Source organism: Micromonospora halophytica (assembly GCF_900090245.1).
Taxonomy (GTDB): Bacteria; Actinomycetota; Actinomycetes; order Mycobacteriales; family Micromonosporaceae; genus Micromonospora; species Micromonospora halophytica.
The window spans coordinates 117975-143580 of the sequence record NZ_FMDN01000016.1 but is presented as its reverse complement, the minus strand read 5'-3'; the positions used below and the strand labels follow the sequence as shown (position 1 = coordinate 143580).

At 72.4% G+C, this 25606-nt stretch carries 31 protein-coding genes; 13 read left to right on the top strand and 18 right to left on the bottom strand.

Going from position 1 to position 25606, the window contains the following annotated elements; all coding sequences use genetic code 11:
- The coding region (locus GA0070560_RS20140; protein ID WP_139131454.1) for a transposase at positions 1–323 on the top strand (323 nt) is incomplete at its 5' end.
- 8 nt (positions 324–331) lie between these two features.
- On the opposite strand, the gene GA0070560_RS20135 is transcribed toward GA0070560_RS20140, so the two are convergent.
- The 5 genes from GA0070560_RS20135 to GA0070560_RS20115 form a co-directional block, all read right to left on the bottom strand.
- Positions 332–1066 (bottom strand): alanyl-tRNA editing protein, encoded by a 735-nt coding sequence (locus GA0070560_RS20135; protein ID WP_091300089.1) that lies wholly within the window; start codon positions 1064–1066, stop codon positions 332–334.
- An 11-nt stretch (positions 1067–1077) separates the two neighbouring features.
- A complete protein-coding gene (locus GA0070560_RS20130; protein WP_091300086.1) occupies positions 1078–1965 on the bottom strand; it encodes an alpha/beta fold hydrolase in 888 nt (295 codons plus the stop codon).
- Positions 1962–2276 carry a DUF2516 family protein gene (locus tag GA0070560_RS20125; RefSeq protein WP_091300151.1) on the bottom strand — a complete coding sequence of 105 codons (315 nt, stop codon included), beginning with the start codon at positions 2274–2276 and terminating at the stop codon, positions 1962–1964. Before GA0070560_RS20125 ends, GA0070560_RS20130 begins: the two co-directional genes overlap by 4 nt.
- A 73-nt stretch (positions 2277–2349) precedes the next feature.
- Positions 2350–3051 (bottom strand): hypothetical protein, encoded by a 702-nt coding sequence (locus tag GA0070560_RS20120; RefSeq protein ID WP_091300082.1) that lies wholly within the window; start codon positions 3049–3051, stop codon positions 2350–2352.
- Complete coding sequence (locus GA0070560_RS20115; protein ID WP_091300078.1) at positions 3048–3662, bottom strand: helix-turn-helix domain-containing protein; 615 nt, start codon at positions 3660–3662, stop codon at positions 3048–3050. Before GA0070560_RS20115 ends, GA0070560_RS20120 begins: the two co-directional genes overlap by 4 nt.
- 111 nt (positions 3663–3773) lie before the next feature.
- Between GA0070560_RS20115 and GA0070560_RS20110 the strand changes: the two genes are divergently transcribed.
- On the top strand, positions 3774–4571 hold the full coding sequence (locus GA0070560_RS20110; RefSeq protein WP_091300074.1) for an alpha/beta fold hydrolase: 798 nt from the start codon (positions 3774–3776) through the stop codon (positions 4569–4571).
- Positions 4572–4577: 6 nt separating this feature from the next.
- Here GA0070560_RS20110 and GA0070560_RS20105 read toward each other — a convergent pair whose 3' ends face one another.
- The 4 genes from GA0070560_RS20105 to GA0070560_RS20090 form a co-directional block, all read right to left on the bottom strand.
- Complete coding sequence (locus GA0070560_RS20105) at positions 4578–5537, bottom strand: asparaginase (protein ID WP_091300069.1); 960 nt, start codon at positions 5535–5537, stop codon at positions 4578–4580.
- Between the two features lie 94 nt (positions 5538–5631).
- Entirely contained in the window at positions 5632–6459 is an 828-nt protein-coding gene (locus GA0070560_RS20100; RefSeq protein ID WP_091300066.1) for a beta-keto acid cleavage family enzyme, read from the bottom strand.
- 125 nt (positions 6460–6584) lie between these two features.
- Entirely contained in the window at positions 6585–7697 is a 1113-nt protein-coding gene (gene ygfZ, locus GA0070560_RS20095) for a CAF17-like 4Fe-4S cluster assembly/insertion protein YgfZ (protein WP_091300063.1), read from the bottom strand.
- Positions 7694–8098, bottom strand: coding sequence for a Fur family transcriptional regulator (locus GA0070560_RS20090; protein ID WP_091300059.1), 405 nt, complete (start codon positions 8096–8098; stop codon positions 7694–7696). Before GA0070560_RS20090 ends, ygfZ begins: the two co-directional genes overlap by 4 nt.
- A gap of 153 nt (positions 8099–8251) precedes the next feature.
- On the opposite strand from GA0070560_RS20090, the gene GA0070560_RS20085 reads away from it, so the two are divergent.
- Complete coding sequence (locus GA0070560_RS20085) at positions 8252–9127, top strand: aminotransferase class IV (RefSeq protein ID WP_091300056.1); 876 nt, start codon at positions 8252–8254, stop codon at positions 9125–9127.
- Positions 9128–9160: 33 nt separating this feature from the next.
- Here the strand turns inward: GA0070560_RS20085 and GA0070560_RS20080 are convergent, their stop codons facing one another.
- The gene (locus GA0070560_RS20080) at positions 9161–9751 is read right to left on the bottom strand and encodes a heme-binding beta-barrel domain-containing protein (protein ID WP_091300052.1); all 591 of its coding nucleotides are present in this window, start codon (positions 9749–9751) and stop codon (positions 9161–9163) included.
- A 122-nt stretch (positions 9752–9873) separates the two neighbouring features.
- Positions 9874–9978, bottom strand: a complete 105-nt coding sequence (mtfM, locus tag GA0070560_RS29820) for a small membrane protein MtfM (protein ID WP_268957899.1) — start codon at positions 9976–9978, stop codon at positions 9874–9876.
- Between the two features lie 12 nt (positions 9979–9990).
- Here mtfM and GA0070560_RS20075 point away from each other — a divergent pair, with 12 nt between their 5' ends.
- The 3 genes from GA0070560_RS20075 to GA0070560_RS20065 all read left to right on the top strand — a co-directional run bounded on the left by GA0070560_RS20075 (position 9991) and on the right by GA0070560_RS20065 (position 12878).
- Entirely contained in the window at positions 9991–10365 is a 375-nt protein-coding gene (locus tag GA0070560_RS20075) for a DsrE family protein (protein ID WP_091300049.1), read from the top strand.
- 81 nt (positions 10366–10446) lie between these two features.
- Positions 10447–10824: an SCP2 sterol-binding domain-containing protein gene (locus GA0070560_RS20070; RefSeq protein WP_091300046.1), complete on the top strand. Its 378-nt coding sequence runs from the start codon at positions 10447–10449 to the stop codon at positions 10822–10824.
- Positions 10821–12878, top strand: a complete 2058-nt coding sequence (locus GA0070560_RS20065) for an amylo-alpha-1,6-glucosidase (protein ID WP_425412682.1) — start codon at positions 10821–10823, stop codon at positions 12876–12878. Before GA0070560_RS20070 ends, GA0070560_RS20065 begins: the two co-directional genes overlap by 4 nt.
- A gap of 18 nt (positions 12879–12896) precedes the next feature.
- Here the strand turns inward: GA0070560_RS20065 and GA0070560_RS20060 are convergent, their stop codons facing one another.
- Positions 12897–13748 carry a hypothetical protein gene (locus GA0070560_RS20060; protein WP_091300040.1) on the bottom strand — a complete coding sequence of 284 codons (852 nt, stop codon included), beginning with the start codon at positions 13746–13748 and terminating at the stop codon, positions 12897–12899.
- Between the two features lie 97 nt (positions 13749–13845).
- Positions 13846–14142 (bottom strand): hypothetical protein, encoded by a 297-nt coding sequence (locus GA0070560_RS20055; RefSeq protein WP_091300037.1) that lies wholly within the window; start codon positions 14140–14142, stop codon positions 13846–13848.
- 387 nt (positions 14143–14529) lie between these two features.
- On the opposite strand from GA0070560_RS20055, the gene GA0070560_RS20050 reads away from it, so the two are divergent.
- Positions 14530–15459 carry a hypothetical protein gene (locus GA0070560_RS20050; RefSeq protein ID WP_091300033.1) on the top strand — a complete coding sequence of 310 codons (930 nt, stop codon included), beginning with the start codon at positions 14530–14532 and terminating at the stop codon, positions 15457–15459.
- Positions 15460–15523: 64 nt separating this feature from the next.
- Here GA0070560_RS20050 and GA0070560_RS20045 read toward each other — a convergent pair whose 3' ends face one another.
- The 5 genes from GA0070560_RS20045 to GA0070560_RS20030 all read right to left on the bottom strand — a co-directional run bounded on the left by GA0070560_RS20045 (position 15524) and on the right by GA0070560_RS20030 (position 19029).
- Positions 15524–15847, bottom strand: coding sequence for a DUF1416 domain-containing protein (locus GA0070560_RS20045; RefSeq protein WP_091300030.1), 324 nt, complete (start codon positions 15845–15847; stop codon positions 15524–15526).
- Between the two features lie 5 nt (positions 15848–15852).
- Complete coding sequence (locus GA0070560_RS20040) at positions 15853–16701, bottom strand: sulfurtransferase (protein ID WP_091300026.1); 849 nt, start codon at positions 16699–16701, stop codon at positions 15853–15855.
- A gap of 204 nt (positions 16702–16905) precedes the next feature.
- Complete coding sequence (locus tag GA0070560_RS29935) at positions 16906–16983, bottom strand: Ms5788A family Cys-rich leader peptide (protein ID WP_323135737.1); 78 nt, start codon at positions 16981–16983, stop codon at positions 16906–16908.
- Positions 16984–17088: 105 nt separating this feature from the next.
- Positions 17089–17877, bottom strand: a complete 789-nt coding sequence (locus GA0070560_RS20035) for an LmeA family phospholipid-binding protein (protein ID WP_091300023.1) — start codon at positions 17875–17877, stop codon at positions 17089–17091.
- A 105-nt stretch (positions 17878–17982) separates the two neighbouring features.
- Positions 17983–19029 (bottom strand): hypothetical protein, encoded by a 1047-nt coding sequence (locus GA0070560_RS20030; RefSeq protein ID WP_091300019.1) that lies wholly within the window; start codon positions 19027–19029, stop codon positions 17983–17985.
- Positions 19030–19280: 251 nt separating this feature from the next.
- On the opposite strand from GA0070560_RS20030, the gene GA0070560_RS20025 reads away from it, so the two are divergent.
- From GA0070560_RS20025 to pstA, 6 genes are all read left to right on the top strand, one after another.
- The gene (locus GA0070560_RS20025) at positions 19281–19994 is read left to right on the top strand and encodes a winged helix-turn-helix transcriptional regulator (protein ID WP_091300016.1); all 714 of its coding nucleotides are present in this window, start codon (positions 19281–19283) and stop codon (positions 19992–19994) included.
- 167 nt (positions 19995–20161) lie between these two features.
- Positions 20162–21037 carry a polysaccharide deacetylase family protein gene (locus tag GA0070560_RS20020; protein WP_091300148.1) on the top strand — a complete coding sequence of 292 codons (876 nt, stop codon included), beginning with the start codon at positions 20162–20164 and terminating at the stop codon, positions 21035–21037.
- A 31-nt stretch (positions 21038–21068) separates the two neighbouring features.
- Positions 21069–21995 carry a mycothiol synthase gene (gene mshD, locus GA0070560_RS20015; protein WP_091300012.1) on the top strand — a complete coding sequence of 309 codons (927 nt, stop codon included), beginning with the start codon at positions 21069–21071 and terminating at the stop codon, positions 21993–21995.
- Positions 21996–22272: 277 nt separating this feature from the next.
- Positions 22273–23376: a phosphate ABC transporter substrate-binding protein PstS gene (gene pstS, locus GA0070560_RS20010; protein WP_091300009.1), complete on the top strand. Its 1104-nt coding sequence runs from the start codon at positions 22273–22275 to the stop codon at positions 23374–23376.
- A gap of 38 nt (positions 23377–23414) precedes the next feature.
- A complete protein-coding gene (pstC, locus tag GA0070560_RS20005; RefSeq protein ID WP_091300006.1) occupies positions 23415–24506 on the top strand; it encodes a phosphate ABC transporter permease subunit PstC in 1092 nt (363 codons plus the stop codon).
- Entirely contained in the window at positions 24503–25591 is a 1089-nt protein-coding gene (gene pstA / locus GA0070560_RS20000; RefSeq protein ID WP_091300003.1) for a phosphate ABC transporter permease PstA, read from the top strand. Before pstC ends, pstA begins: the two co-directional genes overlap by 4 nt.
- The last annotated feature ends 15 nt before the right edge of the window (positions 25592–25606 follow it).

The window sequence follows — 25606 nt, the reverse complement described above, 5'->3', positions numbered from 1 at the left end:
GGCCCCGCACCCGACCCGATCGGGTCCTGGCTGACAAGGCGTACAGCTCGAAGGCCAACCGTGACCACGTGCGTCGGCGCGGTATCAAGGCCACCATCCCGATCAAGGCCGACCAGGCCGCCAACCGGCGCAAGAAGGGGTCGAAGGGCGGCCGACCACCCACGTTCGACCCCGTCGCCTACAAGCAGCGTCACGCCGTGGAATGCGGCATCAACCGGCTCAAACGCAACCGCGCCCTGGCGACCCGCTACGACAAACTCGCTGTCCGCTATGAAGCCACCGTGCACATCTCCATGATCAACGAGTGGCTACCCCGCTTATGAAACGCGGCCTAGTCGACGATCCGGACCCGGACCCGACGGTTGGCCCGACCCTTGCTCTCCACCTTGACCACCTGGACCTTGCCGATCTGCGCGGTGGAGGCCACGTGGGTGCCGCCGTCGGCCTGCACGTCCAGCCCGACGATGTCGACGATCCGGACCTCCTGCTCGTCCGGCGGGATCAGGTTGGACTGGGTACGGATGATGTCCGGCAGGGCCAGCGCCTCCGCCCGGGGCAGCACCCGGACGGCGACCGCCCGGTCGGCGGCCACCTCGGCGTTGACCAGTTCCTCGATCCGGCTCTTGAAGTCCGGCGGCACCTCGGGGAGGTTGAAGTCCATCCGGGCCTCGCCCGGCTCCATGTTCCCGCCGGTGACCAGTGCCCCGAAGTCGCGGAACACCACCCCGCAGAGCACGTGCAGCCCGGAGTGGGTACGCATCAGCCGGGTCCGCCGCTCGTCGGCCACCGCGCCGGTGACCGGCGTACCGGGCGGCGGCACCGGGTCACCCTCGGCGGGGATCAGGTAGAGGTCGTCGCCCTTGCGGGTGCCCACGATCCGGGTCTGCACACCCTGCCAGAGCAGGACGCCGTGGTCCGGAGGCTGGCCACCGCCACCCGGGTAGAACGCCGACCGGTCCAGCACGATGCCCTGCTCGTCGGCGGCCAGCACCGTGCACTCCCATTCCCGCAGCGTGGGGTCGGCGAGATCCAGGCGATGGGTACGACCGTGGTGTGTGACGCCCATGGCAGCTGACGTTACCCGTTGAGGAACGTCGAGATCCGCTCCCGCAGGTCGGCGCGTTCGGTCCAGGCGAAGCCCGGTCGGTCGTACACGTGCAGGGTGGCGTGCGGCAGCGCGGCGGCCAGTTCGTCGGCGACGTGCGCCGGGTGCAGGTCGTCGCCCACGCAGCCGATCACCAGCGCCGGGGCGGTGACCGCGGCGAGCGCCGAGACGTCGCCCAGCGGAACCTGCTCCGGCAGGTCGGCCAGCCCGGGGGCGAGCCCGTCGCGGAGCAGCTGGTCCAGCCGCTGCCGCAGGTACGCCCAGCCGGCCGGGGTGTTGCGCACCGCCGGTGGCAGTTCCAGCGAGACCACCTCGGCGACGGCGGAGGCGTCCTGACCGGACACCGCGTCCAGCAGGTCGGTCAGCCGCTGCCGGGCGTCGGGGCCGCGTGGGGTGTCCAGCACGGCAGGCAGGAAGAAGACCAGCCTCTCGAAGCGGTCCGGGCTGTCGGCCAGCAGCCGGCAGAGCGCGCCGGCGCCGAGGCTGGCCCCGAAGGCGCGGGTCGCCCCGCCGAGGTCGGCCACCGCCCGAAGGTCACGGGCGAGGTCGAGGTACGTCCACGGGCCGGGCGGCGCGTCGGAGCGGCCGTGCCCACGGAACTGGAAGAAGACCCGGCGCCCGGTGACCGCGCTGCCGAAGGGGCGGGTGGTGGCGATGCCGTTGCCCAGCCCGTGCGCGAAGACGGTGACCGGGTCACCGGCGCCGGTGACCAGCCGTTCCAGCCGTACGCCGTGCGGCGTGGCGACCAGTTCGGTCTCCGGTTCGGGCAGCGCGGGCCGCCCGGTACGGGGTGCGCCGGGGCCGGGCCCCCAGGTGCGGGGGCCGCCGTCCGGTGGCGGGGGCCAGCGGAAGCCCCTCACCAGAACCCTTTGCCGTCGTGCAGGTCGCGCAGCCCGACCCGGACGTCGAGCAGGTAGATCAGTCCCGCCGCGATGCCGATCAGCCCGAAGATGTTGAGCGCGCCGCGGAAGAGCAGGGTGAGCACCAGGCAGACCGCCAGGATGGCGACCCAGCCGCCCTTGGGCAGGGTGCCGATCGCCGGGAACGCGTCACCCCGCTGGGTGATCGCGTGCACCAGGGCGACGCCCTGCACGATCAGCGCGAAGACGAGCAGGATCAGGCTGATCACGGAGACGACGTAGAAGACGAAGATCGGCGCGGCGATGGCCATGACGGCCAGCATATGCCGACGACCCCGGAAACGTCCCACAGGACGCTTCCGGGGTCGTACCGGCGTCGGATCCTTACTCGGCGGCCGGACGGGTCCGCTTCGTGGCCTTCGGCAGCTTGGCCGACGGGGTGGTGGCCGGCTTGGCGGCGGCCCGGGTGGCCCGCGGGCGGGTCACCTTCGCCGCGGCCGGCTTGGCCTCGACGACCTCGGCCACCTCGGCCGGGGTGGGGACCTCGGTCTTCGCGACCGGGGTGGGGACCACCTCGGTCTTCGCGACCGGGGTCTCGGCCGGCACGGTCTTCACCTCGGCACCGACGGTGGCGTCGGTCGCCTCGATGTCGGCGTTGACGGTGTCGGCGGCCTCCAGCACGCCGGCGCCGACGACGCGCTCGCCCCGGGCGATCAGCGCGCCGTACGCGGCCAGCGCCCGCTCCTGGGCGGCGTGCGCACCGGCCAGCACGGCGGCGGCGTTGCGGGTGGCGGCCTCGCGCAGCCTGTCCAGGTCGAGGTCGGCCGGGACGGCCTTCTCACGCAGGCCGGTCGCGGTCTGGTTGGCGGTCCGGAAGGTCTCGGTGGCCTTCTGGCGCAGCTCGACACCGGTGACGACGGCCTTGCCGCCGAGCTCGGTGACGACCTTGGTGCCGTCGGTGACGACCTTGTCGCGCAGCTCGGTCACCACGGTGGGGAGCTTGCGCAGCTGCTGGTACGCCAGTTCGCCGGCGCCGGCGGCGGCGTAGAGCGGGGCCGGGATGCGGTTGGTCTTCGGCTGGGTCATGACTGTTCCTCCTCGGCCGCTCCGGCGGCCTTCCGGGCCGCCTTCGGGGCGGCCTTGCTGGTGCGGACGCTGGTGGTGGGTGCGGGCGCCGGGCCCGCCTCGGTGACGGCCACCGACTCGAGGACGGCCTCGGTCGGGGTGCCCTCCGGCGTGGTCGGGCCGGTGGTGGCCGGTGTGGCGGTGGCCGCCGCCTCGGTCGGCGCCTCCGGCGCGGTCGGCGCAGTGGTCGGGGTGGTGTCCTGCCCGGCCGCTGCGGTGGCCTCGGCGAGCCGGAGGTTCTCCCGGCGGAAGGTCTCGTAGATCTGGCTCAGCGACTGCTTCTGCGCCATCGTCAGGTCGGGGTCGACGGCGATCGCCGCGAGCACCCCCTGCCCCTCCTTGTCGTCGAGCAGCCCGGCCCGCAGGTACATCGCGGGCGTGGAGACCCGCAACGCGCTGGCGAGCTGCTGGAGCACCTCGGCGCTGGGCTTGCGCAGCCCACGCTCGATCTGGCTGAGGTAGGGGTTGCTCACCCCGGCCTGCTCGGCGAGCTGGCGCAGCGAGATCTTGGCGTTCCGGCGCAGGTCGCGGATGAATCCGCCGACGTCGGGTAGGTCCTTGGGTGCGGCCATACCCCAACGGTAGCCCGCACTGCTAACTCCAGCAAGCAAAGCGCTAGCCACAGTTAGCAAGGCCACAGGGTGCGGTTGCGGAGCAGGTGTCCGGTCCGTAGCTTGCTCGTCGTGACGAAGATCGACATCAACGGGGCGTCGCTCGCGTACGACGACCTGGGCAGCGGCAGTGCCGTGGTCCTGCTGCACGCCGGAATCGCCGACCGGCGGATGTGGCGGGGGCAGGTGGCCACCCTCGCCGAGCGGCACCGGGTGATCGCCCTCGACCTGCGCGGGTACGGCGACTCCGAACTGCCCCCGGCCCCGTTCGCCCACCACGCCGACGTGGTCGGGCTGCTGGACGCGCTCGGCATCGACCGGGCCGCCCTGGTCGGCTGCTCCTTCGGCGGCGCGGTGGCGATCGACACCGCGCTGACCCACCCCGCCCGGGTGTCGGCACTCGCCCTGTTCGGCACGGCCGTCTCCGGCAACGAGTGGTCCGAGGAGACCGAGCAGCTGTGGGAGGAACTGGTCGGCGAGGTCGACCCGGAGGACTTCGCGGCGAGCGCCGCCGGTGAGGTCCGGTTCTGGGTGGTCGGCCCGGCCCGCGAGCCCGGGGACGTCGACCCGGAGCTGATCGCGTTCGCCGAGGAGATGGACCAGCGCGCCCTCGCCGCCGAAGTGGCGCTCAGCGCGGTGGAGGTCGAGGAACTGGACCCGCCGGCGATCGGGCAGCTCGGCGAGCTGCGGCTGCCGGTGCTGGCCACCGCCGGGGCGGCCGACATCCGGGACATCGCCCGTCTCGCCGACCGGATCGCCGCCGAGGTGCCCGGCGCGGTGCGCCTGCCCGACGTGCCGGACGCGGCCCACCTGCTGCCGCTGGAGCGCCCCGAGGCGGTCAACGCCGCCCTGCGGGACTTCCTGCCCTGACCCGGGTCACCAGACGGGGCGTACCGCGCCCACCGGCAGGCCGCCGCCGAGCAGCGGCGACTCCGCGTACTCGACGAGCACCGGGGCCTCGACGCCGAGCCGGCGCAGCCCGGAGACCAGCACCGGCATCCGGGCGCGGCCCGCGCCGTCGTCGATCTTCAGGGCGACCGCGCCGACGCCGGGCACGACCGCCGCGATCACGCCCTCCGCGCCCACCTTGGCCAGCGCCCCGGGTACGCCCCGCATCAGCCGGGTGTCGTCCGCCTCGGTCCCGCCCACCAGCTCCGGGTACGCCCGCATCGCGTCGGCGACCGTCCGCTCGACCGTGCCGGGCTCGGCGGAGACCAACCGCAGGTACGCCCGGGCCAGCCCGGTCAGCGAGACGGCGAGCACCGGCGCGCCGCAGCCGTCCACCCCGACGGCCGCCGCCCGCTCACCGGTGAACTCCTCGATCGCGGCGGTCAGCCGCTGCTGCAACGGGTGCTCCGGCCGCCAGTAGCCGGCCAGCGGCCAACCGGCGGCGAGGCAGGTGAGCAGCATCCCGGTGTGCTTGCCGGAGCAGTTCATCTGCGTCCGCGTCGGCCCACCGCCGGCCCGCAGCACCGCAGCCCGGGCGGCGTCGCCGAACGGCAGGTCCGGCGGGCAGTGCAGGGCGTCGGCGTCCAGCCCGGCGCCGGCCAGCAACGCCCCGACCCGGGCCAGGTGGAACTCCTCGCCCGCGTGGCTGGCCGAGACCAGCGCGATGTCGGCCGGCTCGGTCAGCGGCAGCCCGGCGCGGAGCATCCCCACCGCCTGCATCGGCTTGTTCGACGAGCGCGGGAAGACCGGCGAGGTGACGTCCCCCGCCCCGGCCACCGGCGTGCCGGCGGCGTCGAGCACCACCACCGAGCCACGGTGGACACCCTCCACGAAACCGGACCGGACCACCTCGGCGAGCGGCGCGCCACCCTCGTACGTCTTTCCCACGAAGTGGACGGTACCGACGCCCCCGACCGGGTCGTCGTCGGGGTGACCAGGGGCGCGGTTCCGGCGCGTACAGGGGTGGTGGGCGATGGCGGCCTTACAGGCCGAGGAGCTGCCGGGCCTCGGCGGTGGTCAGCGGCGGACGCTGGGCGAGCTGGGCGAAGCCGACCGCGCGGGCGACGAGCTGCATGTTGGACTCCACCGGACGCCCCTTGGCGTACGTGACGGTGTCCTCCATGCCGACGCGCAGGTGGCCGCCGGCCGAGAGCGAGGCCAGCATCACCGCAATGGTGCTGCGGCCGATGCCGGTGGCCGAGAAGGTGGTGCCCTCGGGCAGGTCACGCAGCATCTGCTGGGCGGCGACCAGGGTGGCGGTGGTGCCCGGCATCCCGCCCGGCACGCCCATCACGAAGTCGACGTGCACATGGCCGCCGTGCGGCAGGCCGTACTTGCCGAGCAGCCGCTGGAGGGCGGTGAGGTGACCGAGGTCGAAGATCTCGTACTCCGGCACGACACCGCGCTCCTGCATCCGGGTGTGCAGGTCGACGATGAACTCCCAGCGGTTGAGGAAGACGTCGTCGCCGAAGTTGACCGTGCCCATGGTGCACGAGGCCATGTCAGGTGCGGCGTCGAGCACCGCGAGCCGGTCGGACTCCGGGTCGGTGACCGCGCCGCCGGAGGAGAGCTGCACGATCAGGTCGGTGCTCTCCCGCAGCGCGGCCACGGTCTCCCGCAGCCGGCCCTGGTCCAGGGTCGGCTTCGCGTCGTCGTCGCGGATGTGGACGTGGATCACGGCGGCGCCGAGCGCCTCGCACTCCTTGGCGGTCAGCAGCAGCTCGTCGAGGGTCACCGGCAGCGCCGGCACCTCCGCCTTGGCCGACTCCGCGCCGGTGGGGGCAACCGTGATCAACGTCCCTGTCGTCATGCCCGGATCCTAGACGCCCACCCGCCGCCGAGTCGACGCCCGGATCGCGCTACGACGGAAGAACCGCGCGTGTCGTGTTGCCGCAGCGGAAACCTTCCTGCGAGATGTGCGATGACCCGGCACCCTTACGCCGGGTCGATCGCGGCGGCGCTCTCCCCCACCAGCAGCCGGGAGTCGTCGGCGACGTTGCGCTTGACCACGGCGAGGGCGACCTGACCCAACTCGTGGTGGTGCACGGCGGTGCCGACGAAGCCGACCGCCCGGCCGTCGAGCGTGACCGGCGTGCCGGCGGCCGGTGGCTGGTCGGTGGTGACCCCGTCCAGGTGCAGCAGGACGAGGCGGCGGGGCGGCCTGCCCATGTTGTGCACCCGGGCCACCGTCTCCTGACCGCGGTAGCACCCCTTGTCCAGATGCACCGCCGAGCCGATCAGGCCCACCTCGGCGGGGATGGTCCGGTGGTCGGTGTCCACCCCGGCCCGGGGCCGCCGGGCGGCCACCCGCACCGCCTCGTACGCCCACAGCCCGGCCACCGGCACCCCGTTGCCGCGCACCTCGGCGACGACCCGGTCCATGGCCGGCCGGGGCACCAGCAGGTCCACCCCGAGCGGGCCCCGGCGGGCCCAGCCGCCGGCGGGCAGCGGCTTCACGTCGTACACGACGGTGGGCCGGGGCGGCAGCTCGCCGGCACGGAACTTCGGACCCGGCACCGCGACCGCGTCGGGCTCGGCCAGCCCGGTCACGCCGAGCGCCCCGACGGCCTCGACGGCCTCCGGGCCGACCAGCGAGAGCAGCGCGTGGTCGGCGGTGGCGTCACGCGGCTCCACCCTGCTGAAGAACCGCATCTTCTCCAGGTACGACAACAGCCCGCCGGTCATGCCCGGCTCGGTGTCGAGCCAGGTGGTCTCGCCGTCCTCGGCGACCATCGCGTGCTGCTCGACGTGGCCGTGCGGGCTGAGCACCAGCAGCTCGGTCCCCTGCCAGGGCCGCAGCGTCGCCAGGTGCTGACTGGTCAGGGTGTGCAGCCACCCGATCCGCTCCTCGCCGGGCACCGCCACGACGCCCCGGTGCGACCGGTCCACCAGGGCGACGGCGGTCTCCAGGGTGCGCTGCTCACGCATCGGGTCGCCGTAGTGCGCGGCCACCCCCCGGACCCCGGCCGCCCGGTGCTCCGGGTCCGGCTGGTCCCGGCTGGCCTCGTCGATCGCCTCGACGGCCACCGCTCCCGCGATGTCGATCATTTCGGTTCCCCGTCCTCGCAGTTGCCGCAGACGCCGAAGAGCGCCACGTGCCCGATGTCCACCCGGAACCCGCGCTCGGTCGCCAGCCGGTCGGCGAGCGGGCGCATCAGCTCCGGGTCGATCTCGTCGATCGCTCCGCACTCCCGGCAGACCAGGTGGACGTGCTGGTGCTCACCGGCGGCGTGGTAGGTCGGCGCCCCGTGCGACAGGTGGGTGTGAGTCACCAGCCCGAGCCGCTCCAGCAGCTCCAGGGTGCGGTAGATGGTGGTGATGTTGACCCCGGCGGCGACCTCGCGGACCGCCGTGTGCACCTGCTCCGGCGTGGCGTGCCCCAGGTCCAGCACGGCCTGGAGCACCAGCTGCCGCTGGGCCGTCAGCCGCAGCCCACGGGAGCGGAGCATTTCCGCGAGGGAGGATTCGGACACCGTTAGATCATAGTTCGGCCACCCGCCGCCCCGGCCGACCGTCGCCGGCGGTGAGGGACTCGACACCCGCCCGAGGCCCGCCGCACGCCCGTACGGCGGCCAGCCGGCCGGTCACTAGGCTGGACGGCCATGGAGGCACCGAGGATCGCCGTGCTGGGCCGGGGTGTCGTACCGGCCGGAGAACCGGCGCTACGCGGCGACGACCTCGGTGTGCTGCACGGCGACGGCCTGTTCGAGACGATGCACCTGCGCGGTGGCCGGCCCTGGCTGCCGGACGCGCACCTGGCCCGGCTGCGGGCCGGTGCCGCCGCCGTCGAGCTGCCGCTGCCGCCGGAGGACGCCCTGGTCGAACTCCTGAACACGGTGGCCGCCGGGTGGCCGGCGCAGGTGGAGGGGGCGCTGCGGCTGGTCTGCACACGCGGCCCGGAGGGCGGCGGACTGCCGACGGTCTACGCCACCCTCGCCGAGGTGCCGGCCGCCTCCAGGCGGGCCCGGCGGGAAGGCGTCACGGCGGTCAGCCTCTCCCTCGGGGTCCCGGCCACAGCCCGCCCCGAACTGGACTGGCTGCCCGCCGGGATCAAGTCGACCTCGTACGCCGTGAACGCCGCGGCCCGACGCTGGGCGGCCCGCAACGGTGTGGACGAGGTGCTCTGGGTCTCCAGCGACGGGTACGTGCTGGAAGGGCCGAGCGCGAACGTGGTCTGGCTGGAGGGTGGGACGCTCTGCACCGTGCCGGCCGGGGCGACGGGGATCCTCCCCGGCACCACCTGCGCCTGGCTCCTCGCCCACGCCGCCGACGTCGGCCTCGCCGCCGACGAACGCATGGCGACCCCGCAACGACTGGCCGCCGCCGACGGGGTCTGGTTCACCTCGTCCGTACGTGGCCTGGTCGAGGTCCGCACCCTCGACACCACCCGACTCGCCCGCAGCCCCCACACGGAGCGACTCCAGACCCTCCTGTCCCACCCCCTCCCCCGACCACCCCTCACCGCCCCTGGGCGTTGATCAAGGGGGCGGTGTCGGGGGCGGTGGGGTGGGTCAGCCGGCTACCCGGATGAGGCGGGCGGAGAGGTGCGGGCTGAGGGCGTGACCCATGCCGGCCATCTCCTGGGCGTAGAGCAGCGCACCCTCGACGATGCCGAACAGGCGGGCACCGGCGGTCACCTCCTTGGCGGTGGCGGTACGCAGCACCGCGTCGGTGGCGAACTCGATCTGGGTGCCCTTGCGCTTGCCGATGTGCAGCTCCATGATCCCGGTCGGAGTCGTCATCAGGGCCTCCAACTCGTCGGTGGCCCGGTCACCGTTGAGCACCGGACGCCACCAGCCCACCTCACGCCCGGCCGGGCGCACCGGCCGGCTCTGCTCGTCGAGCAGCCAGGCGCGGGACTCGTAGAACAGGAACGGACGGCCGTCATGGCTGATCCGGATCTCCTGTGCGAAGTCGAAGTCCTCGATGGTGGGGAAACCGCCCCGGCCCCGACCGCGCCACACCCCGACGTACGGCAGCAGGCCGTCCAGCGTCGGGTGCAGCTTCGGCCCGACCCGCAGGTCGTGGCTCTCCTCGTACGGGTACTCCCCGACCGGCGGCGCGTTCAGCCACGGCGGTTGCAGCGGGTTCTCATCGCTCACCGCTCACTCCGCCCTTCTCCGTTCGCGACTGCGGGGCTCGCAGACCCGGCTCGCTCCTCGCGCTCACCGCGCCACCTCCGTTCGCGACTGCGGGGCTCGCAGACCCGGCTCGCTCCTCGCGCTCACCAATGTCCTCTCGATATGCGTACCGCCAGGTAGACCAGGCCGCCGGCGAGCCCGCCGAGACCCGCGACCAGCAGGCTGACGAACCCGATCTCGGTAACCATCATGGTCATCCTATGCTGGCTGCCATGGCTCGCACTCTCGTCGTCAAGGCCACCGCCGGGGCGGACGCGCCCGAGCGGTGCGCCCAGGCCTTCACCGTCGCCGCCACCGCCGCGGCAGCCGGGGTGGAGGTGTCGCTCTGGCTGACCGGCGAGTCGACCTGGTTCGCGCTCCCCGGCCGGGCGGAGCAGTTCGCCCTGCCGCACTCGGCGCCGCTGGCCGAGCTGCTGCACGTCATCCTGACCACCGGCCGGGTGACCGCCTGCACCCAGTGCGCCGCCCGCCGGGACATCGGCCCGGGCGACGTGCTCCCCGGCGTACGCATCGCCGGCGCGGCCGTGTTCGTCGAGGAGACGATGGCCGAGGGGGCGCGGGCGCTGGTCTACTGACCGGGCGCGCCCTGCCGAATCCGCAGCGCGCGGCCTGCCGATACCGACCCGACATGTCGGTCAACTGCCTACCATTCGGATGTGGACCAGGCGATCGAGCAGTTCTTCGCATCGCTGCCGGCGCGCGCCCCGGCGGTCCTACGCGCCCCGGTCAGCGGGACCCTCCAGATCGACCTCACCACCGGCAACCGCACCGACCACTGGCTGGTCGAGCTCGGCCCCGGCGAAGCCGCCGTCACCCGGGCGCGCGGCCCGGCCGACGCGATCTGGAACAGCAGCGCCGAACTCTTCGCACGGCTGGTCACCGGACATGCGCAGAGTCTCTCCGCGGTCCTGCGCAACGAGACCACCTACAGCGGCAACGTCATGCTCCTCCTCGTCTTCCGGCGGTTCTTCCCCAACCGGCCCGGCGTGCGCGACCCTCGGAAGATCGCCCGGGAACAGGTCCGACGACCATGATGAAGCAACTGGTGAGCATCCTCGACGGCAACACCTTCCTGGTCAGCGACCGGCGGGGGGACGTCGAGCCGTCGTACGACTTTCCCACCGGGCTCTTCTCGTTCGACACCCGGTTCCTCTCCACCTGGCTGCTCACCCTGGACGGCGAACGGCTGCACGCCCTCTCCATCGACGACGCGCAGTCCTTCCGGACCCGGTACTTCCTCGTCCCCGGCGAGCCCACCCACTACCTCGACGCCAAGGTGTCGGTCATCCGCAACCGGGCGATCGGCGGCAGCCTCGGCGAGGAACTGACCGTGCTCAACCACTCCGGACGGGAGATGCAGTTCACCGTCCGGATGGACATGGGCTCCGACTTCGCCGACCTGTTCGAGATCAAGCACAAGGGGCGGAAGAAGGGTGCCACCACGGCGATCGCCGGGGAGAACGAACTGCGGCTGACCTACCGGCGGGACGCCTTCCACCGGGAGGCGGTGATCACCAGCACCGCGCCGGCACAGGTCGACCAGGGCGGAATGACCTGGTCGATCACGGTCGGCGCGCACCAGGAGTGGAGCACCCGGCTGCACGTTGCGACGATGATCTTCGGTGCCCGGGGCGAGGACATCCGGGCCACCACCCCTCTCGGCGGCACCCGCAGCCCCGAGGCGATCCGGATCGAGCAGCAGCAACTGCTCGACAGGGCGCCGAAGCTGGGCTGCGACTGCGAGCCGCTGGCCGGGGCGTACCACCAGAGCCTCAACGACCTGGGCGCCCTGCGGTACGAGTCGATCGCGCTCGGCGTACGGCTGCTCGCCGCCGGCCTGCCGTGGTTCATGACCCTGTTCGGCCGGGACAGCATCCTGACCTCGCTCCAGGTGCTGCCCTTCCTGCCCGAACTGGTGCCGCCGACCATCAAGGTGCTCGCCGGCCTCCAGGGGTACCGCCTCGACGACTTCCGCGACGAGGAGCCCGGCAAGATCCTGCACGAGCTGCGGTACGGCGAGACCGCCGGCTTCGAGGAGCAGCCGCACTCCCCGTACTACGGGTCGGCCGACTCGACGCCGCTCTTCGTCGTCCTGCTCGACGAGTACGAGCGCTGGACCGGCGACGCCCAACTGGTGAAGCAGCTGGAGTTCGCCGCGCGGGCCGCGCTGAACTGGATCGACACCTACGGCGATCTGCTCGGCACCGGGTACCTCTGGTACCAGACCCGCAACCCGGAGACCGGCCTGGAGAACCAGTGCTGGAAGGACTCCTGGGACTCCATCTCGTACGCCGACGGCCGGCTGCCCGGCTTCCCCCGGGCCACCTGCGAACTCCAGGGGTACGCGTACGACGCGAAGCTGCGTGGCGCCCGGATGGCCCGGCTGTTCTGGAACGACCCCGTGTACGCGGACCGGCTGGAGCGGGAGGCCGCGCTGCTCAAGGAGCGCTTCAACCGGGACTTCTGGATCACGGAGCGGGACCACTACGCGCTCGCCCTCGACCCGGACGGGCGGCAGGTGGACGCCCTCTCCTCCAACATCGGGCACCTGCTGTGGAGCGGCATCGTCGACGACACCCGGGCCGAGCGGGTCGCCAATCACCTGCTCGGCCCCCGGCTCTTCTCCGGCTGGGGCGTCCGTACCCTCGCCACCGGACAGGGGCGGTACAACCCGGTCGGCTACCACGTCGGGACGGTCTGGCCCTTCGACAACTCGTTCATCGCCTGGGGGCTGGCCCGCTACGGTTTCCGGGAGGAGGCCGGGCAGATCTGCGAGAGCATCTTCAGTGCCTCCCGCTACTTCGACGGCCGGCTCCCGGAGGCGTTCGCCGGCTACGACCGCAGCCTCACCGAATACCCGGTGCAGTACCCGACGGCGTGCAGTCCACAGGCCTGGTCGGCGGGGACGCCCCTGCTGCTGCTCCGGGTGCTACTGGGTCTGGAACCGCAGGGCGAGCACCTGATCATCGACCCGGCGGTGCCGGCGGGCATGGGCCGGGTGGAGCTGCTCGACATCCCCGGCCGCTGGGGCAAGGTCGACGCCCTGGGCCGCAGCCGGACCGCCGAGGACAACGTGCGGGGCCACTGACCCCCGGTCCGTCCGCGTTCAGGAGCAGCCGGTGGAGGCGGCCAGGCGTACCCGCTCACCGGTCGCGTCGGCCAGGACGACGACCGGGCCACGCCGCCAGGCGTACACCTCGGGGGTATCGACCAGCGCGGCACCGGCGGCCAGCGGCGTCAGCCCGGCCAGCGACATCGGCGCGGGGCCGGCCTCGACCCACCTGGTCCGCGCGGTCCCGCCGCCGGGGCAGGGGGCGACGACCTGCTCGACCGCGTCGTCGGCCGGACGACCCAACGCGCGCAGCGCCTCGTCCAACGCGGGTTCGCCGGGGTTCCCCGGCAGCAGGTCGGCGAGCGCCACGTCATCCAGCGGACGGCAGCCGGTCTGCACGCCGAACCGGACCCGTCCAGGGGTGACGACCCGCCCCTCGACCAGCACGAACTCGCCCGCGTCGGCGCGCAGGCGGGGGCCCTCCGAGCTGACCCGTACCCCGGCCCGCCAGTCCTCGGGCAGCCGGTCGGCGACCGACTCCAACAGCGCCCGCTCACCGCCCTCGGCCACCAGCACGTCGACGCCCCGGGTCAGCTCGGCGCCGTCGTCCATCGGGGTGACCCGGCAGCCCCGCTCGACCCGTTGCCCGGTCATCGCCCAGGCGCCGTCGCCGACGGCGGCGACGAGCTGCCCGACCGAGCGCTGGACCACCGGGAGGGCCTGGCCCAGGGTGCGCTGCTCGCGCACGGTCGGCGCGTCGGTCCGCGCCGACCACCAGGTCAGCACGCCGAGCAGCAGCGTCCAGAGCACGGTCACGACCAGCAGCCAACGCGGCCACCCGCTGCGGGGGGCCGGCTCGGGGGGACCACTCGGCGGGGCCCACCCCGCCTGGACTGCACCGCTCACCCGCCCATGGTGTCACGCGCCGTCCGCCGGCCGTCTCCGCAGGGTCGACCTGCCCGGTGGTCGCCGCCCGTCCGGGGGACGACCACCGGGGGACGGATCAGCGGACCATGAACACCTCCACCGCCCGGGCCAGACCGTCGTTGAAGGTGACCAGCAGGAGCACGACCAGCAGCAGAACGACCAGCCGGGCGGTTCGGCCGTCGGAGGCCAGCGTCCAGGTGAGGAGTTGGAACAACGTGCGAGGCGCGGCGGCGTCACCGACCATCCTCAGCTCTGCGAGATCCCGGGTGTGGCGACGCCAGCGCGTGAACAGCCCCCACCCGAGCAACACGGCCAGCACCAGCAGCAGCACCGGGAGATCCCGGTCGTCGACGAAGCTCTCGACAGTCGGCATGATGTTCCTCCCCTGGCTCGAGGCCGGTGACCGGCCGTCCGACGCGTACGGGGGCACGCGTCGTTCGACGATCGAAGCAGCGTGGAAGACGTTCCGAAATTCGAAAAGAATCTCGTTCGGACGTCTTGTTCCGGGGAGTCGGAACAAGGCAGCAAGAGCGTGTCGTAGGGGCAGCTCAGCGCTCAGGACAATGTCGGACGGAGCAGAACAGGATGGCGAAGAGTGGTGTGCATCACACCCGCCTTCGTCGCACGGAATCGGCTTTTCCGCGTTGTTCCGGGGCACCGGAAGTCTGATCTGGACGAAGATCGGAATTCGGCCGTCCATCAGGGACAGACGGCGTGGCGCGGGCCTGCGATGCGGTGATCACTCCGACAGAATGACGGCGTGGACGAGGTACAGCACCTGACCCGCGAGCTGATCTTCCAGTGGCACGGCGGCAAGCGCGGCGCGTTCAAGGCCTTCTGCGACAAGGCCGAGGTCGATGCGACCCTCCCGGATGACGACAGCTATCGGCGGGCTCTCGACGAACTGAGGCCGAACGGGCGGATCTCGTGGCGACTCGTCCACCGGGCGGTCGTGGTATGCCTGCCCGCAGACCGCCACGACGCCACGCTGGAGAACCTGGCTGGACTCTGGTGGCGCGATCGCGGAGGCAGTCCTCCGCCCGGATACTGCGGCAGGATTGTCGTCGATGGGAATGTTATCCGCGATGAGTTGCTCTCATCGGGAGACGCTCCGGATGACCAGTCCCGGATCGCCCTACTCGAACGGGAACGTGATCTGGCCCAGCAGCAACTCGCCGACCATCGGCAGCAGATCATCGAACTCCGGCACGAGACCGACGCGCTCCAGAAGAAGCTGGCGGAGTTCCGGCAGGAGGCCGAGACGTCGCAGCGCGTCTTCCTGCGCCACGTGGAGACGGTGACCGAGCGGTTGGAGCAGGACGCCGCCGAGCGCCGCGCCGAGGGAGATCGGATCGACAGCAGGATCACCATGCTTCTCGATGAGAATGAGGACCTGCTCCGGCGACGCGAGACGCTGGTCCAGGAACGCGACGAGGCGGAGGCCCGCGCCAGCCTCCACCTGCGGCAACTCAGCGAACTACGCGAGCAGGCCGAGAACGAACGGCGCGGCCTACTGGAAACAATCGGACTGCTGGAGGGGCGGATCCGGGTTCTCAACCAGGAACTCGACAGGGTGCACCCGTTCGACCGACCAACCGCTGCCGCCGACACCAACGAGTTGCGCCGCCCCGTCGACCCCGACCACTGGCTCGGCAAGGGGGACGCCGCCCCGCCACCAGTCCTCCGTTAGCACGCACGGCCCGGGGCTGGTCACCCTCGGAAGGTGACCGGCCCCGGGCCGATCAGAGCGTGGATCAGGCGGCGACCGTCACCGAGACCTCGTTGATCCCGCGCGCGGCGGTCACGGCGGTGTCGCCGTTGCCGTGCCGGGACAGCGCCCGCAGCGTCCAGCTGCCCGGCGCGGCGAAGAAGCGGAACTGTCCGGCCGGGGAGGTGACCACCTCGGCGGTGAACTCACCGGTGGAGTCGAGCAGCCGGACGTACGCGCCCGGCACGGTCTCGCCCGCGTCGGAGCGGACGACACCGGTGATGACGGTTTCCTTCTCCAGGTCCAGGCTGGCCGGCAGCGGAGCGGCCTGGTCGGGAGCGGCGCAACCGGCGGCGGTAGGAGCAGTCATGGTGATCAGGCCTCCCCGGGCTCGTCGCCGAGCGCCACCGGCACGCCGACCAGCGAGCCGTACTCGGTCCAGGATCCGTCGTAGTTCTTCACGTTGCGGTGGCCGAGCAGCTCCTGGAGGACGAACCAGGTGTGCGAGGAGCGCTCGCCGATCCGGCAGTACGCGATGGTCTCCCTGCTGTCGTCCAGCCCGGCGTCGGCGTAGATCTTCCGCAGCTCGTCGTCGGACTTGAAGGTGCCGTCCTCGTTGGCCGCCCTGGACCACGGCACGCTGATCGCGGTCGGCACGTGGCCGGCGCGCTGCGCCTGCTCCTGCGGCAGGTGGGCGGGGGCGAGCAGCCGGCCGGCGTACTCGTCGGGGCTGCGCACGTCGACCAGGTTCCTGGTGCCGATCGCGGCCACCACGTCGTCACGGAAGGCGCGGATCGAGGTGTCCGGCTCCTGCGCGACGTACCGGGTCCGCGGGCGCTCCACCTTGTCGGTGACCAGGGGGCGGGCGTCCAGCTCCCACTTCTTGCGACCGCCGTCGAGCAGCTTGACCTCGCGGTGACCGTAGAGCTTGAAGTACCAGTACGCGTACGCGGCGAACCAGTTGTTGTTGCCGCCGTAGAGGACGACGAGGTCGTCGTTGGCGATGCCCCGCTCCGACAGGAGCGCCTCGAACTGGGTCTTGTTCACGAAGTCCCGGCGGACCGGGTCCTGCAGGTCGGTCTTCCAGTCGAGCTTGACGGCGCCGGCGATGTGGCCGGTGTCGTACGCCGAGGTGTCCTCGTCGACCTCGACGAAGACGACGCCCGGGGCGTCGATGTTCTTCTCGGCCCACTCGGCCGAGACGAGTGCGGTGTCGCGACTCATCAGATCACTCCCTGGTGAGGTTGGATGGTGAGCCAGCGCGGGGATCGAAATCGGTGATTGTCGCACCACGCGCGGGACCCACAGAGAAATGGATCACGGGTTCGTGCGACGGCGCCGCTGCCGGGCGTACGGGAGAGAACCGGGAAAGGGTGCGAAGGACCCTGAGTGCCGGTGGCCGCTAGGCGGCCGGAGACAGCCCCGCCGTCAGATGACGGAGCGACACAGGCAGGTGGCCACGCGGCACAGGTCGACCGCGCGCCGTTTGGTGAGGTGCGTCCCCATGAGCAGGGAGCCTACCAGCGGTCCCGGAGAGTGCCACCGGACCGACCAGCATCCGGGACGCCGACCGGGACTCACCAGCCGACACCCCGGGCCGTGCGCCGCCGCTCAGGCGGCCCGGTTGAGGGGGACGTCCTTCGCGTCGGCGGTCACCGTGAGCCCCTCGGGACGCGGCTCCACCTTGCGGACGTTGAGCTGGAACGGCAGCTCGGGCAGGGGCACGTCGACCGAGATGTCCCTGGCGAAGTTGCTGAGCAGCGTCCGGGCCAGCGGCACCGCCGGCAGCCCCTCGGCGTCCAGGTCGTTGAAGCGCAACGCCACCTTGTTGCCCTCGGCGACGGTCACGTCGGCGGTGCCGGTGACGGTGAGCTTCTGCCCGAGGATGTCCACCGGGGCGGTGACGACCAGCCTGCCGTCCTGCTCACCGAGCTTCAGCCCGGGACGGTCCAGCAGCTTCGCCAGGCTGTCGTAGGTGACCGTGCCGGTACCGTCCACGGTCTCGGCGACCACGTCGCCCTGGCCGGAACGGAGCGTGTCCAGGGATGCCTGGACGTTGCGGGCGTCCACGTCGAGCCGGGGCACGCTCACCGCGTTCCCCCCGACCGCGCCCCGCACGTCGGTGAGGACGATGGAGATCCGCTCGTACCGGCCGCCCAGCACCTGGGTGAGGAAGGGGAAGCCGCCGACGTCGACCTGCGGCGGGGCGGACTGCGCCTGCTGCTTGGCGATCTCCTGCTCGACCTGGTCGGCGATGGCACGCTCGGCGACTCCGGCCGCCACCCGGTCGGCCACCACCAGCAGTCCGGCCAGGAGCAGCAGCAGGACGAGCAGCGTCACGAGCACCTTGCGCCCGCGCCGCCGGGGACGCTCCTCGTACGCCGGGTACGCCTCAGCCACGCCGCCTCCTTGTCGTCGCCGTCGCGCTGCGCGACGCCTCTCCTGCCGGTGTCGCCACGCGGCGCACCGTTTCGTACCCGACGGGTGGAACGCTCAACCGTCCACTCAGAGGAAGAGCACGCACATGGCGTACGCGGCCGGCGCGGCCAGCGCGAAGCCACCGAGCGGGCCCTGCATGTGCCGGGCGATCCACATCGTCGGCGGCTCACCGGCCATCAGCCGGCCCGCCTCGGCGTAACCCACCGCGAGATCGGCCAGGACGGCGGTGACCGCCGCGACCAGCCCGATGATCGCGGCCCGGGTGGGCGTGAACGGGGTGACCAGGTAGCTGCCGAGGACGGCGCTGACCAGGGTGCCGACCATCGCGCCGCCGACCACGCCGGCCGCCCCCCGGGGCACCTGCGGGGCGAGCCGCGGCCAGGGCGCCACCGCGTCGGTGAGCCGGGCGACGGTGAGCGCGACGCCGCTGGCGGTCAGGCAGACGGTGATCGCCTGGGTGCCGGCCGGGATCCGGCTGAGGGTGATCAGTGTGCCGAACGCGACCACCCCCACCACGATCAGCAGCGTGGTGCCGAGCGAGTCGGTGACCCGTACCCGGTCGACCCGGCGGACGAGCTGGCCGAGCACGCCGAGCAGGAAGCCCCCCGCGGCCACGTATCCCAGCGGGGCCAGGCCGGCGACGTCGGACTGCACCGCGGCGGTGTCCGCCGCCGCGGCGACCACGGCGCTGACGAGCGCGACGAGCAGCAGCGCGGGCGGGCGCATGGCCATCGTCCAGGCCAGCACGAAGAGCAGCTGCACGCCGAAGACGATGAACGCGAACGGCAGGCGGTGCCCCGGGCCGGCGGTCTGCGCGCCGAGCACCAGGCCGACGCCGAGCAGGGCGGCGAAGCCCGCGACGGTCAGCGAGAGCGGCTTGCGCACCTCGACCGGCTCGACGACCTCCTCGTCCGGCTCGACGGTGTCGTCCTCGGCGCGACGGGGCTCACCGCCCTTGCGGAATCGGCGCGGCCCCCGCTCCCGCCGGCTGCCGTCGTCGGCCGGGCCGGTACGCGGGCCCGGCGGGAGGCCGCGGGCGGAGCCGGCCGGCCCCGGGTGCGCGTCGTCGGCCCACGGCTCGTGGCCGGTCTCGGGCGAGGTGGAGGGAAACACGCCCCGATCGTGCCAGACCAGGCCGCTCCGGCGGAGGTCACGGTTTCGGCAACGTTAAAACCTGCGGCGCGATCATGGGCAGATCCGACAAAGAGGAACGGACGAGCCGGCCCCACCTGGGCGATCGGTTACGCTCAACGCGTAAACCCGCCCGTCAGCGACGCCGGGACCCACGCAAGTTCGCAGCGCACGCCCGTCAGGGTGCCCGCTGGTCGCGCGCGGCTCTGCCGCCGCCGGACGGAGGTGATCGTGTGGAGCTCCTGTTGCTGGTGACCGCGCGCGCAGGTGAACCATCGGCAGTGTTGCCGGCGTTGGACCTGCTGCCGCACTCGGTCCGCACCGCGCCCCGCGACGTCCGCACCCTGGTCGCCGGGCCGAGCCCGGACGCGGTGCTGATCGACGCCCGCTCCGAGCTGAGCGAGGCCCGGGCCACCTGCCGGATGCTGCACGCCACGGGTCTCGGGGTGCCGCTGGTGGCGGTGGTGACCGAGGCGGGCCTGATCGCACTGAACGCCGACTGGGGCGTGGACGACGTCATCCTGGCCGGGGCCGGCCCGGCCGAGGTCGAGGCCCGGCTGCGGCTCGCCGTCGGCCGACTGAGCAACGCCACCGCCGGCACCGGCGGATCGATCCGGGCCGGGGAGCTGACCATCGACCCCGACACGTACGCGGCGAAGCTGAAGGGCCGCCCGCTCGACCTCACGTACAAGGAGTTCGAGCTGCTGAAGTTCCTCGCCCAGCACCCGGGGCGGGTGTTCACCCGCGACCAGCTGCTCCGCGAGGTGTGGGGGTACGACTACTTCGGCGGCACCCGGACGGTGGACGTGCACGTCCGGCGACTGCGGGCGAAGCTCGGCTCCGAGTACGAGTCGATGATCGGCACGGTCCGCCAGGTGGGTTACAAGTTCGTGGTCCCGCCGTCGCGCTCGCTGCCCGAGTCGGAGCACGCCCCGATCCCCGTCTGACAGGCCCACCTCCACCCACTCGGGCGACTATTTCCAATACGTCCTTTTTGCCCCACTCGTCGGTTCTATCCTGACTGCCGAGTCACGGCGAGAGGGGCGACGGTGCGTGCACTGACCACGGGGGCGACGAGGGGTCCGTCCCGCGATCCGGGCCGGCGGTGGCACTGATGGGCCCGCGGACCAGCGGCCGCACCGCCGCCGCCGTCGTCGTGCTGGTGCTGGCCGCCCTGCTCGGCTCCGCGTACACGCTCGGCCGCGGCCTGGTGCCGGAGGAGCCGCGACCCGGTGCCGTCACGAACACCGCCGCCGGCACCCAGTACGCCGACCAGCCGGCCCAGTCGCCCCCCTCCGACGCCGGCCCGTCCGCCGACCCTTCCCCCGAGGGCGCCGCGGCCGACCAGGACGCCGGGCGCCAGCACGCCACCGAGGGCGGCGACGGTCTCTTCGGCAGCCGGGTGACCACCGGCTCCCGCCGGGTGGCGCTCACCTTCGACGACGGGCCGCACCCGGACTACACCCCGCAGGTGCTCGACGTGCTGCGCGAGTTCGGCGTACGGGCGACCTTCTGCGTGGTCGGCGAGAACGCGCAGAGCCATCCGTACCTGATCCAGGCGATCGTGGCCGACGGGCACACCCTCTGCAACCACTCCTGGCGGCACGACGTACAGCTCGGCCGGCGCTCCCCCGACCTGATCCGGGCCGACCTGCTACGCACCAACGAGGCGATCCGGGCGGCCGCGCCCGACGCCCCCATCGCCTGGTACCGGCAGCCCGGCGGGGCGTGGACGTACCCGGTGGTGTCGGTCGCCGAGGAGCTGGGGATGACGCCGCTGCACTGGAACGTCGACCCGTCGGACTGGCAGGCGCCCGGCGCGCTGCGGATCGCCACCATGGTCACCCGCACCGCGACCGCCGGCTCCGTCGTGCTGCTGCACGACGCCGGTGGCGACCGGCAGGGCACCGTCGACGCGCTGCGCCACATGCTGCCGGAACTGGCCAGCAGATTCGAGCTGGAGGCGTTGCCGGTCGACGGCACCACCTGACCGCGCCTGCCGATCGGACTACGGTGACGGGGTGAACAGCGCGGAACCGACGACCGACCGGGTGGCCCGAGCCGACTACCTCGCCCCGGCCGAGGTGGCCGAGGCCCTGGCACTGGCCCGCCTGGCGGGTGACGCCGACGGCGCCGACCCGTTCGACGAGCACACCCTGCTGCGACTGCGCGACCCGGAGGCGGCCGCGGCGCACCTGACGGCCCGCGCCGCCGACGGCACGCTGACCGGGTACGCGCACCTGGACACCACGGAACCCGCCGCCGGGATCGGGGTGGAACTGGCCGTCCACCCGGCGTACCGGCGGCGGGGCACCGGGCGGGCGCTGGCCCGGGGCGTACTCGCGGCGGCGTCCGGGCCGCTGCGGGCCTGGGCCCACGGCGACCACCCCTCCGCCGCCGCGCTCGCGGTCGACCTCGGCTTCACCCGCGCCCGGGTGCTCTGGCAGTTGCGCCGGCCGCTGACCGGCGCGCTGCCCGAGGTACGGCTGCCCGAGGGCGTCACGCTGCGGGCGTACCGCCCCGGGGCCGACGACGCGGCCTGGCTCGCATTGAACGCCCGGGCCTTCGCCAGCCACCCCGAGCAGGGCCGCTGGACCGAGGCCGACCTGCGGGTACGCCTGGCCGAGCCGTGGTTCGACCCGGCCGGTTTCCTGCTCGCCGTCGAGGAGTCCACCGGCCGGCTGCTCGGCTTCCACTGGACGAAGGTGCACGAGCGCCCGGGCGCGGCCCGGACCGGCGAGGTGTACGTGCTCGGCGTGGACCCGTCCGCGCACGGCGGCGGGCTGGGCAGGGCGCTGACCGCCGCCGGCCTGGTCCACCTGCGCGACGGGCGCGGGCTCGACCGGGTGATGCTCTACGTCGACGAGTCGAACACCCAGGCGGTGGCGCTCTACGAACGGCTCGGATTCGCCCGCTGGTGCGGGCACGTCAACTACGCCCTGGGCTGACCCAGTCGGTCACGCGCGTGTCACGGCGGGGCATCGGCGCGATAACAGCCGTCCGGATAAATCGGATATGCAGGGATAGCCGATCCGCAGTTCACCTAAAAGACAACCCCTCCTCAGGCATCGGTCAGCCCGGGGATCGGGCTTGTTCATCCTCCGTTCACTTGTGACCGGCGAACCGTCCACCTGGCCCTCCTAACTTTCGTGTCAGCCGGTCAGCGCCGGCACCCGGGCCCCCATCCGGGTGACGTGACCAAAGACGTGAAGGGAAACCCCTCAGGTGAAGCTCCAGCGGCACGGCACCATCGCCTGCCTCGCTCTTACTGCGGTGCTCGGTCTCAGTGCTTGCGGCTCGGACAACAACGAGCCGACCGGCACCTCCGCGTCGGGCTCCGCCAGCGCGGCGGACTGCGCCACGGGCACGCTGAACGCGCAGGGCTCCTCCGCCCAGAAGAACGCCATGGCCGAGTGGATCAAGGCGTACCAGCAGAAGTGCGCCGGTACCACGATCAACTACGAGCCCTCCGGCTCCGGCGCGGGCATCGAGGCGTTCATCGCCGGCACCGCCGACTTCGCGGGCTCCGACTCGGCCCTGAAGGAGGACCAGCAGCCGAAGGCCGACGCGCGTTGCACCCGTGGGCAGGCGATCAACCTGCCGATGGTGATCGGCCCGGTGGCCGTCGCCTACAACCTCAACGGCGTGCAGAACCTCCAGCTGAAGCCGGCCACCCTCGCCAAGATCTTCGCCGGCAAGGTCACCAAGTGGGACGACGCGGTGATCAAGGCCGACAACCCGGACGCCAAGCTGCCGGCCACCACCATCCAGACCATCCACCGGTCGGACTCGTCGGGCACCACCGACAACTTCACCGACTTCCTGGCCAAGACCGCCGAGGCCGACTGGACCTTCGGTAAGGCCAAGGAGTGGAAGGCCCCGGGCGGCACCGGCGCGAAGGGCTCGGACGGCGTGGCCAGCCGGGTCAAGGGCGCGGACGGCACCATCGGCTACATGGAGTGGTCGTTCGCCGAGAACGCCGGCCTGGGCATCGCCAAGATCGGTAACGGCGCGGGCGAGTTCGCCGAGCTGACCGCCGAGAACGCCGGTAAGACCATCGCCGGGGCCACCGTCGAGGGCCAGGGCGACGACCTCAAGATGAAGATCGACTACAACACCAAGGAGGCCGGGGCCTACCCGATCGTCCTGGTGACCTACGAGATCGTCTGCAACAAGGGCATCGCCGCCGACAAGCTGCCGCTGATCAAGAGCTTCCTCGGCTACACGGCCAGCACCGCCGGCCAGGCGGAGCTGACCGAGCTGGGCTACGCCCCGCTGCCGGACGCGGTCCGCACCAAGGTCGAGGCCGCGGTCAAGAACCTCTCCTGACCGGACATCTGACCACCCCAACCGAAGCGAGCGAGCAGATGGGTGAAACCCCTCAGCGCTCGGCCGACGCCGGCACCGGCGGGACCCGCGTGACCCATGGTCACGAGTGGCCCGCCGGTGCCTCGGCGCGTGTAGCCGAGGCACCAGTCAGCACCCGTACCCCGGGCGGAGCCGGGCTCGGCGGCGGCGGCGCGTTGCCCACCGCCCGCAGGTTCGGCGCCGAGCGCGCCTTCCGCGGCCTCACCCTGGCAGCCGGAACCTTCGTCCTGGCCGTCATCGCGGCGATCGCGATCTTCCTGATCGCCAAGGCCGTACCCGCCCTGCGGGCGAACACGGCGAACTTCTGGACGTTCGAAGGCTGGTCGCCGAACGACACCGAGCCGAAGTTCGGCATCGGGGCGCTCGCCTTCGGCACCGTGCTCAGCTCCGCGCTGGCCCTGCTGATCGCGGTGCCGGTGGCGCTGGGCATCGCGCTCTACCTGTCCCACTACGCGCCGCGCCGGCTGGGCACCGGCCTCGGGTTTCTGATCGACCTGCTCGCCGCCGTGCCCAGCGTGGTCTTCGGCCTCTGGGGACGCGACTACTTCTCCGGTCCGGTGACCGACCTGTCCATCTGGCTCAACACCTACTTCGGCTGGATCCCCCTCTTCGGCGGTAACGGACCGTACGGCGCCTCCATCCTGCTCGGTGCGCTGGTGCTGGCGATCATGGTGCTGCCGATCATCACCTCGCTCTCCCGCGAGGTGTTCCTCCAGACCCCGACCGCCAACCAGGAGGCCGCCCTCGCACTGGGCGCCACCCGCTGGGAGATGCTGCGCACCGCGGTGCTCCCCTACGGCCGCCCCGGCATCATCGCCGCGGTGATGCTCGGCCTGGGCCGGGCGCTCGGCGAGACCATCGCCCTGGCGCTGACCCTCGGCATCACCTTCGACATCTCGTTCAACCTGATCGAGAACGGCGGCAACACCATCGCCGCCAACATCGCCAACGCGTTCGGCGAGGCCAACGAGACAGGTCGGGGCGCACTGATCGCCTCCGGTCTGGTTCTCTTCGCCATCACGCTGATCGTCAACATCACGGCGCGGGCGATCATCCACCGGCGTCGCGAGTTCACGGAGTCGGCCGCATGAGCACTCTCACCTCGCACCGTCGGAGCCCGGCGGCGCAGCCACCCACGCTCCGGGCCAAGCGGCTGCCGAAGTGGATGCCACCGGCCATCGCGCTGGGCGCGCTGCTGGTCGCCGCCGCGATCGTCTACGGAACCGGCCTCGGCGGCCCGGTCCTGGTCGTGGTGGTCGGCGGGCTGCTCTACCTGGGTGGGCTGTACGCCGCCGCGAACGCGGTGGAGGGGCAGCGGGCGGCCCGCAACCGCACCTGGAGCGCCCTGATCCACTCCGCGTTCGTGCTGGCCGTGTTGCCGCTGGCCTCGGTGGTGTGGACCCTGCTCAGCCGGGGCGCTGAGCGTCTGGACGCCGACTTCTTCGGCACCTCGATGAACAACATCGGGGCGCGGGACCCGAACGGCGGCGCGTACCACGCCATCGTCGGCACGCTGGAGCAGGTCGGCATCGCCACGCTGATCACCGTCCCGATCGGCATCCTCTGTGCCATCTACATCGTCGAGTACGGCCGCGGCCGGTTCGCCTTCGCCATCCGGTTCTTCGTCGACGTCATGACCGGCATCCCGTCGATCGTGTCCGGCCTGTTCGTCCTGGCGTTCTGGGTGCTGATCGTCTCGCCGTACTTCAGCTCGACCGGGCGGCCGGGCTTCTCCGGCTTCGCCGCCGCGCTGGCACTCAGCGTGCTGATGCTGCCCACCGTGGTCCGCTCCACCGAGGAGATGCTGCGTCTCGTCCCGGCGCCGCTGCGCGAGGGCGCGTACGCCCTCGGCGTGCCGAAGTGGAAGACCATCCTGCGGGTCGTGCTCCCCACGGCGCTGCCCGGCATCGTCACCGGCGTCATGCTCGCCATCGCGCGGGCCGCCGGCGAGACCGCCCCGGTGCTGCTCGTCGCCGGCGGCGGCGCGGCCATCAACCTCAACCCGTTCGAGAACAACCAGTCGTCGCTGGCCCTCTTCGTCTACCAGCAGGCCGGTGACGCGTCCAGGTACGCGCCGGCTCGGGCGTGGACCGCGGCACTGACCCTGGTCGCCCTCGTGCTCGTCCTGACCATCGCGGCGAAGTTGCTGGCCCGTCGCAACCGGCTCGGCCGATGAACCCCGGAGGTACCA

Coding starts and splice junctions, on each gene's coding strand:
- GA0070560_RS29935 (WP_323135737.1), bottom strand. CDS start 16,983: ATGGGGACGCACCTCACCAAACGGCGCGCGGTCGACCTGTGCCGCGTG.
- mtfM (WP_268957899.1), bottom strand. CDS start 9,978: ATGGTTACCGAGATCGGGTTCGTCAGCCTGCTGGTCGCGGGTCTCGGC.
- pstA (WP_091300003.1), top strand. CDS start 24,503: ATGAGCACTCTCACCTCGCACCGTCGGAGCCCGGCGGCGCAGCCACCC.
- GA0070560_RS20085 (WP_091300056.1), top strand. CDS start 8,252: ATGGAGGCACCGAGGATCGCCGTGCTGGGCCGGGGTGTCGTACCGGCC.
- GA0070560_RS20135 (WP_091300089.1), bottom strand. CDS start 1,066: ATGGGCGTCACACACCACGGTCGTACCCATCGCCTGGATCTCGCCGAC.
- GA0070560_RS20040 (WP_091300026.1), bottom strand. CDS start 16,701: ATGAGTCGCGACACCGCACTCGTCTCGGCCGAGTGGGCCGAGAAGAAC.
- GA0070560_RS20055 (WP_091300037.1), bottom strand. CDS start 14,142: ATGCCGACTGTCGAGAGCTTCGTCGACGACCGGGATCTCCCGGTGCTG.
- pstC (WP_091300006.1), top strand. CDS start 23,415: ATGGGTGAAACCCCTCAGCGCTCGGCCGACGCCGGCACCGGCGGGACC.
- GA0070560_RS20100 (WP_091300066.1), bottom strand. CDS start 6,459: ATGACGACAGGGACGTTGATCACGGTTGCCCCCACCGGCGCGGAGTCG.
- GA0070560_RS20075 (WP_091300049.1), top strand. CDS start 9,991: ATGCTGGCTGCCATGGCTCGCACTCTCGTCGTCAAGGCCACCGCCGGG.
- GA0070560_RS20045 (WP_091300030.1), bottom strand. CDS start 15,847: ATGACTGCTCCTACCGCCGCCGGTTGCGCCGCTCCCGACCAGGCCGCT.
- GA0070560_RS20115 (WP_091300078.1), bottom strand. CDS start 3,662: ATGGCCGCACCCAAGGACCTACCCGACGTCGGCGGATTCATCCGCGAC.
- GA0070560_RS20020 (WP_091300148.1), top strand. CDS start 20,162: ATGGGCCCGCGGACCAGCGGCCGCACCGCCGCCGCCGTCGTCGTGCTG.
- ygfZ (WP_091300063.1), bottom strand. CDS start 7,697: ATGATCGACATCGCGGGAGCGGTGGCCGTCGAGGCGATCGACGAGGCC.
- GA0070560_RS20125 (WP_091300151.1), bottom strand. CDS start 2,276: ATGGCCATCGCCGCGCCGATCTTCGTCTTCTACGTCGTCTCCGTGATC.
- GA0070560_RS20065 (WP_425412682.1), top strand. CDS start 10,821: ATGATGAAGCAACTGGTGAGCATCCTCGACGGCAACACCTTCCTGGTC.
- GA0070560_RS20090 (WP_091300059.1), bottom strand. CDS start 8,098: ATGCTCCGCTCCCGTGGGCTGCGGCTGACGGCCCAGCGGCAGCTGGTG.
- GA0070560_RS20120 (WP_091300082.1), bottom strand. CDS start 3,051: ATGACCCAGCCGAAGACCAACCGCATCCCGGCCCCGCTCTACGCCGCC.